This window comes from Pseudomonas pudica (assembly GCF_015680405.1).
GTDB classification, from domain to species: Bacteria; Pseudomonadota; Gammaproteobacteria; order Pseudomonadales; family Pseudomonadaceae; genus Aquipseudomonas; species Aquipseudomonas pudica.
This window is the reverse complement of record NZ_JADLJS010000031.1, coordinates 15,751-29,994: the sequence shown is the minus strand read 5'-3', so window position 1 is coordinate 29,994 and position 14,244 is coordinate 15,751. Positions and strand designations below refer to the sequence as shown.

Here is a 14,244-nt window from a genome sequence, read left to right as displayed (position 1 = left end):
CGGCTTGCATGCCCTTAAAGCAGGCTAGCCCATCCGCCAATCATCGCCCGGCATGATACGCCGCATGAACTCATCGAACAGCGGCACCGTGAACGCCGTATCACAGGCCAGCCCCCACCAGCGTGACCTGCAACTGGCCTTGGGCACAGCGATGCAAAGCGGTGATCAACGCGGCCAACTGGTTTTCGGAACGAATCTCTCTTGATTCGGCAATGTCAGCAAAAGCGAGCCCCTGTGCACAGCACTTTTCTTGAGACACGACGCTGTCGCCACTAGCACTTCGAGGCTGTTGCTGGACACCTTTCACAACCAGAAGCAACAGTGAACCTTTGTGGCAGCAGTGGCTCAGTTGTGCAAAGCGCGCTTACCACTCCGACAAGGGATTGCCATGAGATCTGCCCCGTCCACCGCCCCTCCCCAGGTTCGCATCGAACGTGAACTGAGCCCGCGGGCGGTGCTCACCGGCGTAGTGCTGGGCGTTCTGCTGACACCCTCGAATGTGTACGCGGGCCTTCGGATCGGCTGGTCGTTCAACATGTCGATCATCGCCTTGCTGGTCGGCTTCACCCTGTGGCAGGGCCTGGCAGGGCGCAGCAACGGCCGGCCCGCATGGACGTTGCACGAAAGCAACATCAACCAGACCGTGGCCTCGGCCGCCGCGTCCATCGTTTCTGGCGGGCTGGTCGCACCGATCCCCGCCTATACCCTGCTCACCGGTCACCAACTCGACCCGCTGCCGATGATGGCCTGGGTGTTCTCCGTGAGCTTCCTGGGCATCTGGATCGCCTGGTATCTGCGCCCCGCCCTGCTCGATGACCATGGCCTGAAGTTCCCCGAGGGCATGGCGACCCTGGAGACCTTGCAGCAGATCTACCGCCACGGCCACGAAGCCATGATGCGGATAAAGGTACTGTGCAGCGCCGCGTTGCTGTCGGGGCTGGTGAAGTGGATTGACGGGTTCGTCTGGGCGATACCGCGCTGGGCACCCTCGCCAGTGCTCGAGCGCCTGACATTCACGCTCGATCCTTCGCTGATGCTGGTCGGCTTCGGCGGCATCATCGGCATCCGGGTGGGCCTTACGCTGCTGTTCGGCGCCGCGCTGGCGTGGGGCGGGCTGGCACCTTGGCTGGTCGACCATGCCTTGGTGGTGCTGGCCCCGAACGCCAGCGGCCCGCAGTTCGCCACCCTGGTGGAGTGGCTGTTGTGGCCGGGCGTCAGCCTGATGGTATGCGCAACCCTGACTTCATTGTCGGCCCGCCTGTTGCAAATGCCCCGGCAAAGGCTCGCCGAAGCGCAGGCAAGCCGGGTAGCGCACGCCCGTGGGCGGTTTTCCCTGGCGCCTGCCTGCGGGCTTCTATTGTCCATTGCGCTGGTGGTGGCGCTTCAGGCGTTGCTGTTCGCCATCGACTGGTGGATGGCGCTGCTGAGCATTCCCTTGGCGATCTGCCTTGCGGTGGTCGCCGCGCGCGTGGTCGGCGCCACCGGTATTGCGCCGATCGGCGCCATCGGCAAGCTGTCGCAGCTGAGCTTTGGCCTGGTTGCACCAGGCCAGGTGGCCATCAACCTGATGAGCGCCAACACCGCCGGTGGCGCGGCCGGGCAAGCCACCGACCTGATGAACGACTTCAAGGTTGGCCAAGCGATCGGCGCCACGCCGCACAAGCAACTGATTGCACAGTGCCTGGGCATCCTTATAGGCAGCGTGGTCGGCGTGCTGGTGTACCTGTTGCTGATTCCCGACCCGCAGACCTTGCTGCTCACCGAGCAATGGCCCGCACCAGCCGTGGCTACCTGGAAAGCCGTGGCCCAGACCCTGATGCAAGGGCTGGGGGCGCTGGCGCCAGAGCTGCGCTGGGCAATTTTGGCCGGCAGCGCGGCTGGCGTACTGCTGGGCGCGCTGGACAGCCTGCTGCCGCAGCGGGTGGCGCGTTGGCTGCCGAGTACCGGCGCGCTGGGCCTGGCGTTCATACTGCCGGCATCGATCAGCATGATGATGGGGCTCGGCGCGGTGGTTACCTGGCTGGTCGGTTGCCGTTGGCCGAGCGTTACAGAGCGGTTTGCAATCACGGCCGCAGCGGGGCTGATCGCCGGGGAAAGCATTACCGGGGTGGCGGCATCGTTCTGGGAGATGGTGCGGATGCTGTAGCGGTTGGCGTCGCGCGGCCATGCCGCAGCCACGTTCTGACCAGTGGCCACCCGGACACGCAGCAGCGGCCGCGTCGCTCTGCTATACCTCATTGCCTGGCTCACCCCAACGAGGATGGATTCTCATGGAGCCACTGTGCACCACGCACCCGGGCGACGAGGACGGCGTGCCTGGCCGTTCACCTGCCATGCAGGCATTGCAAGCCCTGCTGCGGCGGGTGGCGCAGAGCGACCGGCCGGTGCTGATCTTTGGCCCGACGGGAGCCGGCAAGGAAGTCATCGCCCAGCAACTGCACCGCCTGAGCGCACCGGGCAAACCGTTCATCGACCTCAACTGCGGGGCGATCCCCGAGCAATTGCTCGAGTCCGAGCTGTTTGGGCATGCCCGCGGCGCGTTCACCGGCGCGGTTGGCGAACGCATGGGCCATCTGCAGATGGCTGGGGCGGGAACTTTGTTCCTCGACGAGATCGGCGAACTGCCCTTGGCCCTGCAGCCGAAGCTGCTGCGGGTGCTGGAAACCGGGCAGTACCGGCCACTCGGCAGCAGCGAGAGCCGGCACTTCCGCGGCAGGGTGGTGGCGGCCACCCACCGTGACCTCAAGCACCTGGTGGCCGAGGAGCGCTTTCGCGAAGACCTGTACTACCGCTTGTCGGTGTTCGAGCTCGAACTGCCGGGGCTGAACGAGCGGCGGGAGGACATCCCGGACCTGATCGAGCACTTCTGCCGTCAGCAACGGCGACCGCTGCACTTCGATGCAGCAGCACTGGAGCTGCTGTGCCAGCGAGACTGGCCGGGCAATGTGCGCGAACTGCGCAATTCGATCGATCGCATCGGCACCTTGGCCCCGTCACCACTGGTTGACCGGGAAACCCTCGAGCAGTTGCTGGCACGGCCCTCGCCCGCCTCTGCGCTTGCCGTAGAGCTGGCCGAAGCGCTGCTCGGGCTTGAGGGGCCGGACAAGCTGGCGGCGGTGGAAACACTGCTGATCGAGCATGCGCTGAACCGCTGCAACGGCAACAAGAGTGCTGCGGCGCAGCTGTTGGGGGTCAATCGCAAGGTGATCGAGCGGCGGGTCCGGTTGCGCCAGGACTTGCGCCTGACCGTGGAACGCTACCTGGCCGAAGGCCGCAAGCTGATCGACGGGGCCGACTTCCGCGGCGCCCTGGGCCCTTTGCAGAAAGGCCTGGAAGTAGCCGAGCGGGTCTACGAGGGCAAGGACCTGTGGCGTTTGCAATTTGAGTTGCACCGGTTATTGGGGGTTAGCTTTCGCAGTATCGAGGGCTGGTTGAGCATCACCAGCCTGGCCAGCTACCGGGACGCCCAGGCCTTGGCCGCGCGCCAAGGCCAGGCGCAAGAGATGGCGTCGGTGTCGTTCGGGCTGTGGACCACCCTGTTGATGGGCCTGGAACTGGCAGAGGCCCGCGCTACGGCACAACAGATGCTGCAGCAGGCGCAGATAGCCGGTGGCGAGGCACTGCGCATCGAGGCCCACCTGGCCATGGCCAACACCCTGTTCTGGCTCGGCGATTTCGAGGAAAGCCTGGCCTGCCTGACGCGCGGCAGGCTGCTGGAGGACGACCAGGCCAGTTGGCCATCGAACCAGGGGCTGGACCTGGTGGGCCTGGCCCGCACCTTCGAAGGCCTGGCCGCCTTCGAGCTGGGCCTGTTCAGCCAGGCGCGCCAGGCGCTGGCCCGCTTGCAGTCCCGCGCCGAGCAGGCGGTCGACAACTCCTTCAACCGCGCGGTCGCCCTGCAGGGCGCGGCCTGGCTCGCCGCAGTGCTGGGCGAGCGCGATGCACTCGGGCGCCAGGCCCGCGAACTGGAGCTGCTCAGTGCGCGCCACGAGTTCTCCTTCTACCGGGGCGTGGGCATGATCCTGCGCGGCTATCACCAGGGCATATCGGGTGAGTACGAAGCCGGTGAACAGGCCATTGCCGAAGGCTACCAGCAGCATGTACTGCGTAACGGCGGCCTTCTGTTTCATGGCTTCCAGGCCTGGAAGCGCGGCGAAGTGCTGTTGCTGGGCGGGCGGGCAGAAGCCTGCCTGGAGCTGGTGGATGTCGCCCTCGACCTGGCCCAGGACCATCAGGAGCGCGCCTACCTGTGCGAACTGATGCTGTTACGTGGCCGGGCGCTGCTGGCGCTTGGCGACGACCGCGAAGCCGAGGCGACCCTGCGCGTCGCCTTGTCCACCGCGCTGACCCTCGGCGTGGTGCCGGCGCGGCTGCACGCCGCCTTGGAATTGGCCCGGTTGCTCGAACGCAGCGAACGTGGCGCCCAGGTGCAGTCGATCCTGGTGCGTGCGCTTCGCGGTCTCGACCCGCAACTGGACTACCCGCCCGCCAGCAACGTGCGTAGCTGGCTGGCACGTTTGTCGAGCTGATCCCCTCAACCGGAAAGCAGGAGCACGATCATGGCGTTCGAGCTGGAGCACAAGGATCTGCAAGCGTTGATCAACGGTGGTTGTTTCTTTGGCAGTGGTGGTGGTGGCACCTTGGCGTCGGCCCGGCACTTGCTGGCCGCGTTCAAGGTCGGGGAATTCTACCGACACGACCGCGTCAGGGTGGTCACGGTGGATGAGGCCCGTGCTGGCGACGCCGCGGTTGTGGCATACATGGGTGCACCGGAAACGATCGGGGGTTGCGAGTACCCACTCGGGCCGATCCAGGCACTGGAATGCTTGCGCCAGCGCTTGAATGAGCAGGGCCGCGAGCTTGCCTACGTGGTGCCGCCGGAGAGCGGCGCGCTAGGCTTTGTGGTTGCGTGCCTGGCCGCCGCCAAGCTGGGCCTGGCGGTGGTCGATGCGGACGGCGCCGGGCGCGCGGTGCCCTCATTGCCGATGCTCACCTTCGCTGCTGCCGGTATACCACCGCGGCCGGCGTTCGTGGTCAGCCAGGGCGGACTGGTGGTGGAGCTGAATGTGACGCCGCCGGCCGAGGCCCGGGGGTACCCGGAAAACGCCAATGTGATCGCCGAGCAGATGTTGCGCCCTGTGGTCGGCTCGCCGGCGTTCGGTGAGTTCGGTGGCCTGGCGCTATGGTGCATGCGCCCCGACCAGCTGCCTTCCGCGCTGCCGCTGCGCGGCACCCTCAGCCGCGCCCTGGCGCTGGGCAGAGCCCTGGCTGCGGGGCAGCTGCACACTTGCCAGGCCGTGCTCGACTGGCTTGGCCAGTTCGGCCTGATGGCCCGCTGCCTGTCCCGCAATGCGCGCCTGACCCACGCCGGCGTGACTACCCAAGGCGGCTTTGACATTGGCCGCATCGACCTCGACAGCCCAGAAGGCAGCTTGCGCCTGTGCTACGAGAACGAGTCGCTGTTGCTGTGGGACAAGCACCAGCCGCAACCGCTGGCAATGGCCCCGGACAGCATTGCCTGGTTCTTTGAAGGCCCAGGGCCGGCACTGGCCTCCAACGGCGACCTGGTGCGCGCCGACGGCTCGCTGGACCCGAGCTATGCCGGGCGCGTTGCCTGCCTTATCGGCTGGCAGGCGGCGGCACCGCTGCGCCAACCCGGTGGGTTGATCGCGTGGAGCTTCGAGCAGTTGCTGGCAGACCTGGGTTACTTGGGCGCCTACCGAAGCATCGAGCAACTGCAGGAGTTACGACCATGAGCCTGCGTATTGCGGTTCTCGCGCCGGTAAACAGCAGCGACTACAACGAGGGCCTGCTGGCCTCGATAGCCCCAGTGGTGCCCCCGGATGTCGAGGTCCAGGTGTACAACATCGACCATGGCAGCCCGTGTATCCAGAACCGGCTGAATCTCACCGAGAACGCCCTGGCGGTGGTGCGCCTGGCCCAGCAGCTTGAGCAACAGGGGTTCGACGGTATCTGGCTGAGCGATTTCGACATGTGCGGCGTGGAGCCTGCCCGCGAAGTGATCGATATCCCGATCATTGGCGGCTTCCCCACCTCCGCGTTCAGCGCCCTGGGGTTGTGTCAGCGGTTTTCCATCATCACCATCCTGCAGAGCACCCTGGCCCTGCAACGCGGCCATGTGGCCAATTATGGCCAAAGCATCAATTTTGCCTCGATCCGTGCCATCGACTGCCCGGTAGCCCAGTTGGGTGATGTGGAGGTGGTACTGGTCAAGGCATTGCAAGCCGGGCTGGCTGCCATCAACGAGGATGGCGCGCAGGCACTGTTGCTTGGCTGTACCGGCTTCATGGGTGTCGCCGAGCGCTTGTCGAAGCTTATCGAACAGGACCTTGGCTGCTACGTACCGGTGCTGGACCCCAACCAGTGTGGCTTCGGCTTCCTGCTGTCGCTGGTGCGGATGAAGGTGCGTCCTAGCCGTTTGTGCTACGCCAGGGTGCCCCTTGGCTGAGGTGGCCGGATACGTCCGCCTTGGGCTCCACCGGGTGGACGAAAACGTCCACCTGTACCCCTGCTTTTCGGCCTAACTGGTTGAAAGGAAAGCGATCACCAGCCTGGCATGATCGATGCTCCTGTCACTGGGCCGAGCGCGTGACCCCACACGCTCGGCCCACATGACAAGGAGAGCATCATGAGCACTGACTACTATGTAGATTTCGACAACCAGACCAACGATACCTGGACCCTCGCGGTCTACCAGACCTTGCCAAGCTCGGTAGGGCTCGACAGCGTGTCCTGGAAGCAGACTACCGTGCCCACCCAGGGCTTCAGCGGGGTGGAGTGGACCATCGACTACAACGTGGTGATCGCCAATTATCGGCAGGTCGGTGGCGTTGGGGTGTACAAGGCCAGCCAGACCCTGTCGACTCAGCTCGGATCGGTCTGGGACTGTGTGTTCAAGGACAACGTACAGCAACTGGTGCTGGGTAGCGGCTCGGCGCCCGGAGACAGCATCCAGATCAACAACAAATCGAACTTGCCTGCCAACCTGGGTATCGGCATGAGCGGGCAGGGTTCGGTGTTCAAGCCGGATGTGGTCGGTAGTGGCCAGGCTCAGTTCAAGGTGACACCCACTTATTACCTGGGGCTGTTCCAGAAAGTACAGCTGGGTGAAGTCATCAGCAGCAACGTCGTTGTCGGCCCAAGAGAGATCAAGTTCCCCAGTGGCATGAACTGCGCAACCGCAACTGCGCGCATGGACGGCGCCAATATCAAACTGACCATAACCTACTCCGAAGTGACCAAAGTATCCTACGAGGCTACCCAACGGTTGATCGCTGCCCGCCAGGAGCGCCTTGGCAGGGTTCTTGAACACGCCTGAAGCTGCGGCCGGCGCGCAGCAGCGCGCCGGCCTGATGTCGCCGGATTCGGCAAGGAGCTGAAAATGAACAAACCCATTGACATCGCCACCCTCGACGCCGGCCCGCTGGCGTTTACGGCCGATCCAAAGGTGAGTGGCGCCCAGTTACTGGACTTCGTCCATACCGTGGATCGACAAATCGAAAGCGTCACCAGAGGGCTGGTCGAACAGTTGAAGAAAGAGAAAATCAATGCCCGCGTGACTCAGCAGGGCCATGACTACCTGATCATCCAGGAGGGCCTCAGCCCCGCGTCACTGCCGCAGCACCGCTACGAGGAGGCCGATCCCGCCCCGCAACCCTCGCGGATCCGCATCTTCGTCCGCAGCAGCGACGCGCCACCCACCATCAACGCGATGCGACTGTTCTTCCGTGACTGGCGCGCGGTGGCGGGCCTGATCGCGGTAGGCGGTGCCTGGCAGGCCGGGCAGTGGTTGATGCAGGTGCGCCGCCAGGACCAGTAGAAGCACCCTTGAACGCGATGGGCTGCTGCCGGGCAGCCCATCGCGCGCGGCCCCTTGACCCATACCCTCCCCCCGCCACATGCTCGTTCGCTCCACACCACGCTCAAGGAACGATTGCATGAAGCTGGAAACCCTCGCCATCCACGCAGGCTTCAGCCCTGACCCAACCACTCGGGCAGTGGCCGTACCGATCTACCAGACCACTTCCTTCGCCTTCGACGACACCCAGCACGGCGCCGACCTGTTCGACCTGAAGGTGGCCGGCAACATCTACTCGCGCATCATGAACCCCACCAACGATGTGCTCGAACAGCGCATGGCCGCCCTGGAGGGCGGGGTTGGCGCGCTGGCGGTGGCCTCGGGCATGGCGGCCATCACCTACGCCATCCAGACCGTCGCCGAGGCCGGCGACAATATTGTCTCGGTGGCAAAACTGTACGGCGGCACCTACAACCTGCTGGCCCACACCCTGCCGCGCATGGGCATCCACACCCGTTTCGCCGCGCATGACGACATCGACGCCCTCGAAGCATTGATCGATTCGCGCACCAAGGCGGTGTTCTGCGAGTCCATCGGCAACCCTGCCGGCAACATCGTCGACATCGCCGCGCTGGCCGAGGCTGCCCACCGTCATGGCGTGCCGCTGATCGTCGACAACACCGTGGCCACCCCGGTGCTGTGCCGGCCGTTCGAGCACGGTGCCGATATTGTCGTGCACTCGCTGACCAAGTACATCGGCGGCCATGGCACCAGCATCGGTGGCATCGTCATCGACTCCGGCAAATTCCCCTGGGCCGACAACAAAGAGCGCTTCGCGCTGCTCAACACCCCCGACCCGTCCTACCACGGCGTCACCTACACCGAGGCCTTCGGCCCCGCCGCCTTCATCGGCCGCTGCCGCGTGGTGCCGTTGCGCAACACCGGTGCCGCGCTGTCGCCGTTCAACGCCTTCCTGATTCTGCAAGGCCTGGAAACCTTGGCCTTGCGCATGGAGCGCCACACCGAGAACGCGCTGAAGGTCGCCCGCTACCTGCAAGCGCACAAGCAGGTGGCGTGGGTGAAATATGCAGGGCTACCCGACCACCCCGAGCATGAACTGGCCCAGCGCTACACCGGCGGCAAGCCGGCGTCGATCCTGTCGTTCGGCATCAAGGGCGGCCAGGCGGCCGGTGCACGCTTCATCGATGCGTTGCAGCTGGTGGTGCGCCTGGTGAACATCGGCGACGCCAAGTCACTGGCCTGCCACCCCGCCTCCACCACCCACCGCCAGCTCAATGACGAGGAACTGGAAAAGGCCGGCGTGCCACGGGACATGGTGCGCCTGTCGATCGGCATCGAGCACAGCGACGACATCATCGCCGACCTGGCTCAAGCGCTGGATGCCAGCCGCGGCTGATTCATCTGCGCCCTACCCAATGCCGACGGCGGGCGCACCTTTCGCACATCTGGATAGCCTTGCGATGACCCTGTTCTACCTCAAGCTGATCGTCACCCCCCTCCTGATGTGGGCCATCTCCCTCGCCTCGCGTCGCTGGGGCGGCCTGCTCGGCGGGTTGTTGTCCGGCCTGCCGATCACCTCGGCACTGGTAATGACCTTCCTGTGCCTGGAACAGGGCACGGCCTTCGCCCTGGGTGCGGTGCCCGGCGCCCTGGGCGGCCTGGCGGCGGTGCAGGCCACGTACACCTTCTACCTGTTCGCCACACGCAGGCTCGGCATCACCCCGGCCGTGCTGCTGGCGATGCTGTTCTATGGCCTGGCTGCCCATGCATTTACCCACTGGGGCAGCCTGCACCTGTCGATTGCCGTGGCGCTGTTGTTGATAGGCGTGCTGATACGCGTCAGCGGCCGCGAGCCCAGGCCAGACACCTTGGTCCGGCCGCGAAATCGGATTTGGGAAATCCCCTTGCGCATGGTGTCTGCCACTTCTTTGCTGATGGTCACCACCAGCCTGGCCAACTGGCTGGGCCCGGCGACCAGCGGGATGCTTGCGCCGATTCCGGTCATTGCCTGGCCGCTGGTGGTGTTTGCCCATGTGCAGAATGGCCGTGCCGGAATGGCGGCGATGGTGCGGGGAAATGCGATCGGGGCGGTGGGGGTGATTGCGTTTTATCTGCTATTGGCAGGGCTGCTCGATGCTTGGGGTGTCGCAATTGCCATCAGCCTGGCAATGCTATGTGCCGTGATCCTGACCGTGGGGCTGGCGGCGGTGTTGCGACGGGGGTGATACGCCGGCGCGCATGCCAGGGCTGCGTCCATTGGGGCTGCTGCGCAGCCCATCGCAGGCAAGCCAGCTCCTACAGGATCACTACAGCCTTCAAGGCAAGGCAGCCACAGTACCTGTGGGAGCGGGTTCACCCGCGAACACCGGCGCAGCCGGTGCCAGCCACCGCGTTGGCTTCTTCGCGGGTAAACCCACTCCCACAGGGCTCTGCCCTATCAATGGTCATTCCCTGCGCTGATCCACGTCTTCCGCAGGGTGCTCCACGCTTTGCCTGCCGTCATCAGCCAGGCTGTCTTCCTCCTGCCAATCACCACCCTCCTCTTCGTTCATGAGCGGGTCGTCGTCGGGGTCGGGTATGGTCGGGCGGTCGGGGTCAACGGCCGGTTCGGGTGAAGTAGGCATGTCCGGGTTCGTGCCGCCTTGTACATTTGGATCGGGGCTCATCGCTGCGTACCTCGCAAGAAAGGTGTGAACCGCATTCGTTCCTCCCGTCAGCGAGGCTGCGGGTGCTCGGCGGAAACCGAATTGTTGGCCTGCACGTCCTCCATCTCCTCCTCGATCGGGCCTTCGTCATCCGAAGGTAGCGGGACCTCTCCGTCACCGCTGCCAGGCTGCCCGTCCTGGTCCGAACCGGGGTTGCCAGGCGGCGGGTCCCAATCGACGGGACGCTTTTCGGACCACGCCTCGCCGACGCCTTGCCTTGGCTCGGACTCGGTTTGCTCGAGGCCCGGGCCTTTCTGATCGTTTGCCATGGAAGTTCTCCTGGTTTGCGCGTTGATCGCGCATACAGATCGGACGGGAAACAACCAGCAGCAGTGCCTTGGGTTCGACAGGTGGCGCAAAAGGCCGGGGTACGGATCACGGTCCCTATAGAGCTAAACCACTATTCAGAGACGTTTCCTACAAGCTTTTAGGACGCCCAATGCCTCTCTGGAAAGCGATTCCCCGTTAGTGTTCAGAGGTCGACAAGGACCTGTCCAACACGAGGATCGCTCATGACCATCAGCCAACGTATCGCCCTCGCGATCGCCGAAGCCGGGCTCCCGCACGACCAGTGCATGTCCTGCGAGCGCCAGGGCCTGCCGATCCTGCCGCTGCGCCGCGCCCTGGTGCCGGATACCCGCCCCGAGTGTGTTTTCACCGTCGCGGATAACCGGCATATCTCGACAATGATCGGCTTGCGCACCTTGCGTATGGGCTACCTGTATGTGCTGCTCGACCAGCAGGTCTGGCATGCCTATGCCGTCAGCGAGCAGGGCCACCTGCGCCGCTTCAACCCTTACGAGCCGCCAGACGGCCCGCCCTCGCCGCTGCCCGAAACATGCGTGAACGCAGATCACGACATTCCTTCAGCCTTTCTCAACCTCGATACCGACAGGTACGCCAGCGCCTGGCTGGCCTTCTCCAGCGATCCTTGGCCGGTGAGTGTGCTGAACGCCTACAAGAGCGGTGCATCGCCTGCGCATCGCTTCGAGGGCCTGGACCTGATCCAGGCCCGCAACAATCCCGAACTGCTGGGCATCGCCATGACGCCCGATAAGCTTGGGGTCGACCAGCAGGTATTCGAGTACGCCCAGCATGGCTGCGCCCCCTTCGACAGTGCGCATGGCTTCCACAGCCGCTGGTTGCGCCGGTTCGCCCTGCGCGGCTATCTGGTCAATGCGATCAACCGGCACAAGCTGGAAAACGGCGTGCTGGCAGTGGTGCTCGACGACACTGTCGGGCTGATTCAGGAGTACAACCATCAGCGCCTGAACTGGGTACTGAAGCGTCAGGCCTGGCGTGAAGAACCGATGCGGGCCTATCAGCTGCAGACCTCGCAGATCCTGCAGATCATTCGAGCCACGCATAGGGAGTGGGCGGCGCAGGAGGTGCCGTCGCTGGAACCGATGACGGGCGATGGGCCGCCAGCGTTCGTCGAGCCGACAGTCGAGCGGCAGCGGTTGGTCGAGCGTGCGCAGCAGGAGAGTGACGAGCGGCTTGAACAACGTTACCACGAGCCGCAGCGGGCCGCGTTCCAGGCTGAATACGACCAGCAGGAGCGCGAGTTTCAGCGCTACATCGACAAGGACGCAAAGGCGTACGTTGCCTTGTTCGATACGCCCATGTTCAAGGTTGTCGAGCAGTACGACTACGACGGTCATGATCGTGAGTCCGGGGTGGCCTATGCCAAGACCATGGCCCTGTGCCTGGGCGGTGGCGTTACGGAAGCTGTTGTCCCCCGCCTTGAACCGCATGTTCCCGCTTCCGGCACCAGCGAACTGCTCTGGTTGAAATGGCTGCAGGACCCGGACAGCCCGCCCTACCGCGCCTTGCTGATGCGCGACCAGTCATTGCTGGCCGGGCTGCTGCCCAGTTTCTCCGCCACAGAAGCGATCAACTGGAACGACAGCGACAAGCTCTACGGCATGCTGAGCAAGATCATCGCCAGCGATGACGCCGGCCTGCGCATGCGCAATACCCTCAAGCAGGCCATTGCTGAAACGCAGGGTGCGCTCAATGCGGCTAGTCAGCGGCTGGCGCCATGTCTGTCGCCTGGTATTCAGAAGGCGGTGCGCCATCTGAACGGCGCCACGCAGTTTCTCTACAACGGCGTGCACCTGATCGAACTGGAAGTGAAGATGAAGCTGGGCGAGTACTACGCCTTGCAGAGTGCGCACCTTCGGGAGTTGCAGCACAAGGCCAATGCGTCGATCGCCGAGGCGCGGGACCGGATGCGCCGCAATATCGATGACTTCGAGTTTGGCTCGATGAAGGCCATGCGCAAGGTGCGGCCGATTATCCAGCACGGCTTGATGAGCCTGGCCGTGCTCGATCCACGGCTCACCAATACGATGATCAGTGTGACGGTGTGGGTCGAAGGCAAGGCTGAAGAGGTGCATGGGCGATTGTTCCAGGAAGCCAACATTGGCGTAACGCAGGCGAGCAGTGCGGCGCAGTTTGCCTTGGTGGATATCTCGGTGGCGGCGGGGACGTTGGAAGCCGATGCGCGCAAATTATTGCAGGGGATGAAGATCACGACGCAGCAGGCGGCCCGATTGGTGAAGACCGGTTTTTCCGGGTTGCGTGGGATTGCCGGCAGCTGGGAGGTTCTGCTGGCGATAGGCGGGTTGTATTTGCAACAGGACAGCCTGGGCAGGAATCAGGAAAAGGCGGAAACGGAGATTGGGCCGAAGGCGCATGAGGCCAAGTTGGCATTGCAAGGATCGTATTTGGGAGTGTTGGGAGGACATATCGAACTGGTGGGGTTCTTATTGAGCTCAAGTACTAAACCCATTGGAAAGTCGTGGGCTAAGGGCGTCTCAGAAACTGGAGTGTCGCTGATAAAAATCGGTGCGATGATAGGTGCAATAATCGGGATTTTGGATACGGCACAAGCATTTTCTGCTGCTAAACGTGCACGAGCAGCTGGGGATAACCCAGCAGCGATGAGTTATTTTAGTGCGGGTGTCGTGTACGTCTCTTCAACTGGTATGTTTGTCTATGCAATATTCAAGCCCGTCCTATTAGGGCCTTTAGGTCTGGCTATAGTACTGGCACTCATCGCTTACGCATTTGCCAAGTCAGCTGAAGAAAGCGAATCTAATGCATTAGAGCGCTGGGTGCGACGGTGCTGCTTTGGGACTAACAATGAAAATCCGGTCGTGTCTTGGAAGACACCTGAATATGCAGATATAGCGTTTGCGGAGCTGAATGCCGCCACGCTCGGCGTACATACGGCGATTCATTTCGAATCCAAACGTTTAAGCGACCCGGCCACTTCTAAGATTGGTGGGTTGCTTAGCTTGGGACTAGAGCAAAAACTAAAATTCCAAATCATATTGCCCAAATACCGTGATGAGCATTCGGCCTATCGATTGACGCTTGTGGTACATCGACATGGTGACGGAACCTTCCCCGACTTCAGTGGCGGAGAGGCTGTCGTTCTTGATGAGTACCAACCTGTTCGAGCCGAGGCGCTTACCAAAGCGGCAACATTCCATGACTTTTCTCAGCCGAGGCTGCCCGATTACAAGAGTGACATTTTAGTTAAAAAAAAAGACGGTCGCCTAGCCAAAATGAGCCGCATATGTCTTGGCTAGAAATTACGGGCGCTATGAATCTTATGGCTACGATTGGACCGCATACCATTAGAGCCGCGACACTGCTGATAAGTTATTGGCCGGATAGAAGCCTGCCAGA

11 protein-coding genes are annotated in these 14,244 nt (G+C 63.3%); 9 read left to right on the top strand and 2 right to left on the bottom strand.

All coding sequences use genetic code 11. From position 1 onward, the window contains the following. The first annotated feature begins 388 nt into the window (after positions 1–388). The 8 genes from IRZ77_RS19320 to IRZ77_RS19285 all read left to right on the top strand — a co-directional run bounded on the left by IRZ77_RS19320 (position 389) and on the right by IRZ77_RS19285 (position 10,065). Positions 389–2,146, top strand: a complete 1,758-nt coding sequence (locus tag IRZ77_RS19320) for an OPT family oligopeptide transporter (protein ID WP_196174167.1) — start codon at positions 389–391, stop codon at positions 2,144–2,146. A gap of 124 nt (positions 2,147–2,270) precedes the next feature. Beyond that, positions 2,271–4,529, top strand: a complete 2,259-nt coding sequence (locus tag IRZ77_RS19315) for a sigma-54-dependent transcriptional regulator (RefSeq protein WP_196174165.1) — start codon at positions 2,271–2,273, stop codon at positions 4,527–4,529. 30 nt (positions 4,530–4,559) lie between these two features. Beyond that, positions 4,560–5,756, top strand: coding sequence for an S-methyl thiohydantoin desulfurase domain-containing protein (locus IRZ77_RS19310; RefSeq protein WP_196174163.1), 1,197 nt, complete (start codon positions 4,560–4,562; stop codon positions 5,754–5,756). Continuing rightward, positions 5,753–6,469 (top strand): aspartate/glutamate racemase family protein, encoded by a 717-nt coding sequence (locus IRZ77_RS19305; protein WP_196174161.1) that lies wholly within the window; start codon positions 5,753–5,755, stop codon positions 6,467–6,469. The genes IRZ77_RS19310 and IRZ77_RS19305 overlap by 4 nt, the downstream gene beginning before the upstream one ends. 180 nt (positions 6,470–6,649) lie before the next feature. After that, complete coding sequence (locus tag IRZ77_RS19300) at positions 6,650–7,339, top strand: hypothetical protein (protein WP_046614039.1); 690 nt, start codon at positions 6,650–6,652, stop codon at positions 7,337–7,339. A gap of 63 nt (positions 7,340–7,402) precedes the next feature. Then, on the top strand, positions 7,403–7,840 hold the full coding sequence (locus IRZ77_RS19295) for a hypothetical protein (protein ID WP_046614040.1): 438 nt from the start codon (positions 7,403–7,405) through the stop codon (positions 7,838–7,840). A 118-nt stretch (positions 7,841–7,958) separates the two neighbouring features. Next, the gene (locus IRZ77_RS19290; RefSeq protein ID WP_196174159.1) at positions 7,959–9,236 is read left to right on the top strand and encodes a bifunctional O-acetylhomoserine aminocarboxypropyltransferase/cysteine synthase; all 1,278 of its coding nucleotides are present in this window, start codon (positions 7,959–7,961) and stop codon (positions 9,234–9,236) included. A gap of 64 nt (positions 9,237–9,300) precedes the next feature. Continuing rightward, positions 9,301–10,065, top strand: a complete 765-nt coding sequence (locus IRZ77_RS19285; protein WP_135003137.1) for a hypothetical protein — start codon at positions 9,301–9,303, stop codon at positions 10,063–10,065. Between the two features lie 219 nt (positions 10,066–10,284). On the opposite strand, the gene IRZ77_RS19280 is transcribed toward IRZ77_RS19285, so the two are convergent. Next, the gene (locus tag IRZ77_RS19280) at positions 10,285–10,464 is read right to left on the bottom strand and encodes a hypothetical protein (RefSeq protein ID WP_196174157.1); all 180 of its coding nucleotides are present in this window, start codon (positions 10,462–10,464) and stop codon (positions 10,285–10,287) included. 89 nt (positions 10,465–10,553) lie between these two features. After that, positions 10,554–10,814, bottom strand: coding sequence for a hypothetical protein (locus tag IRZ77_RS19275; RefSeq protein ID WP_046614044.1), 261 nt, complete (start codon positions 10,812–10,814; stop codon positions 10,554–10,556). Positions 10,815–11,057: 243 nt separating this feature from the next. On the opposite strand from IRZ77_RS19275, the gene IRZ77_RS19270 reads away from it, so the two are divergent. After that, positions 11,058–14,144, top strand: coding sequence for a T6SS effector BTH_I2691 family protein (locus tag IRZ77_RS19270; RefSeq protein ID WP_230386611.1), 3,087 nt, complete (start codon positions 11,058–11,060; stop codon positions 14,142–14,144). The last annotated feature ends 100 nt before the right edge of the window (positions 14,145–14,244 follow it).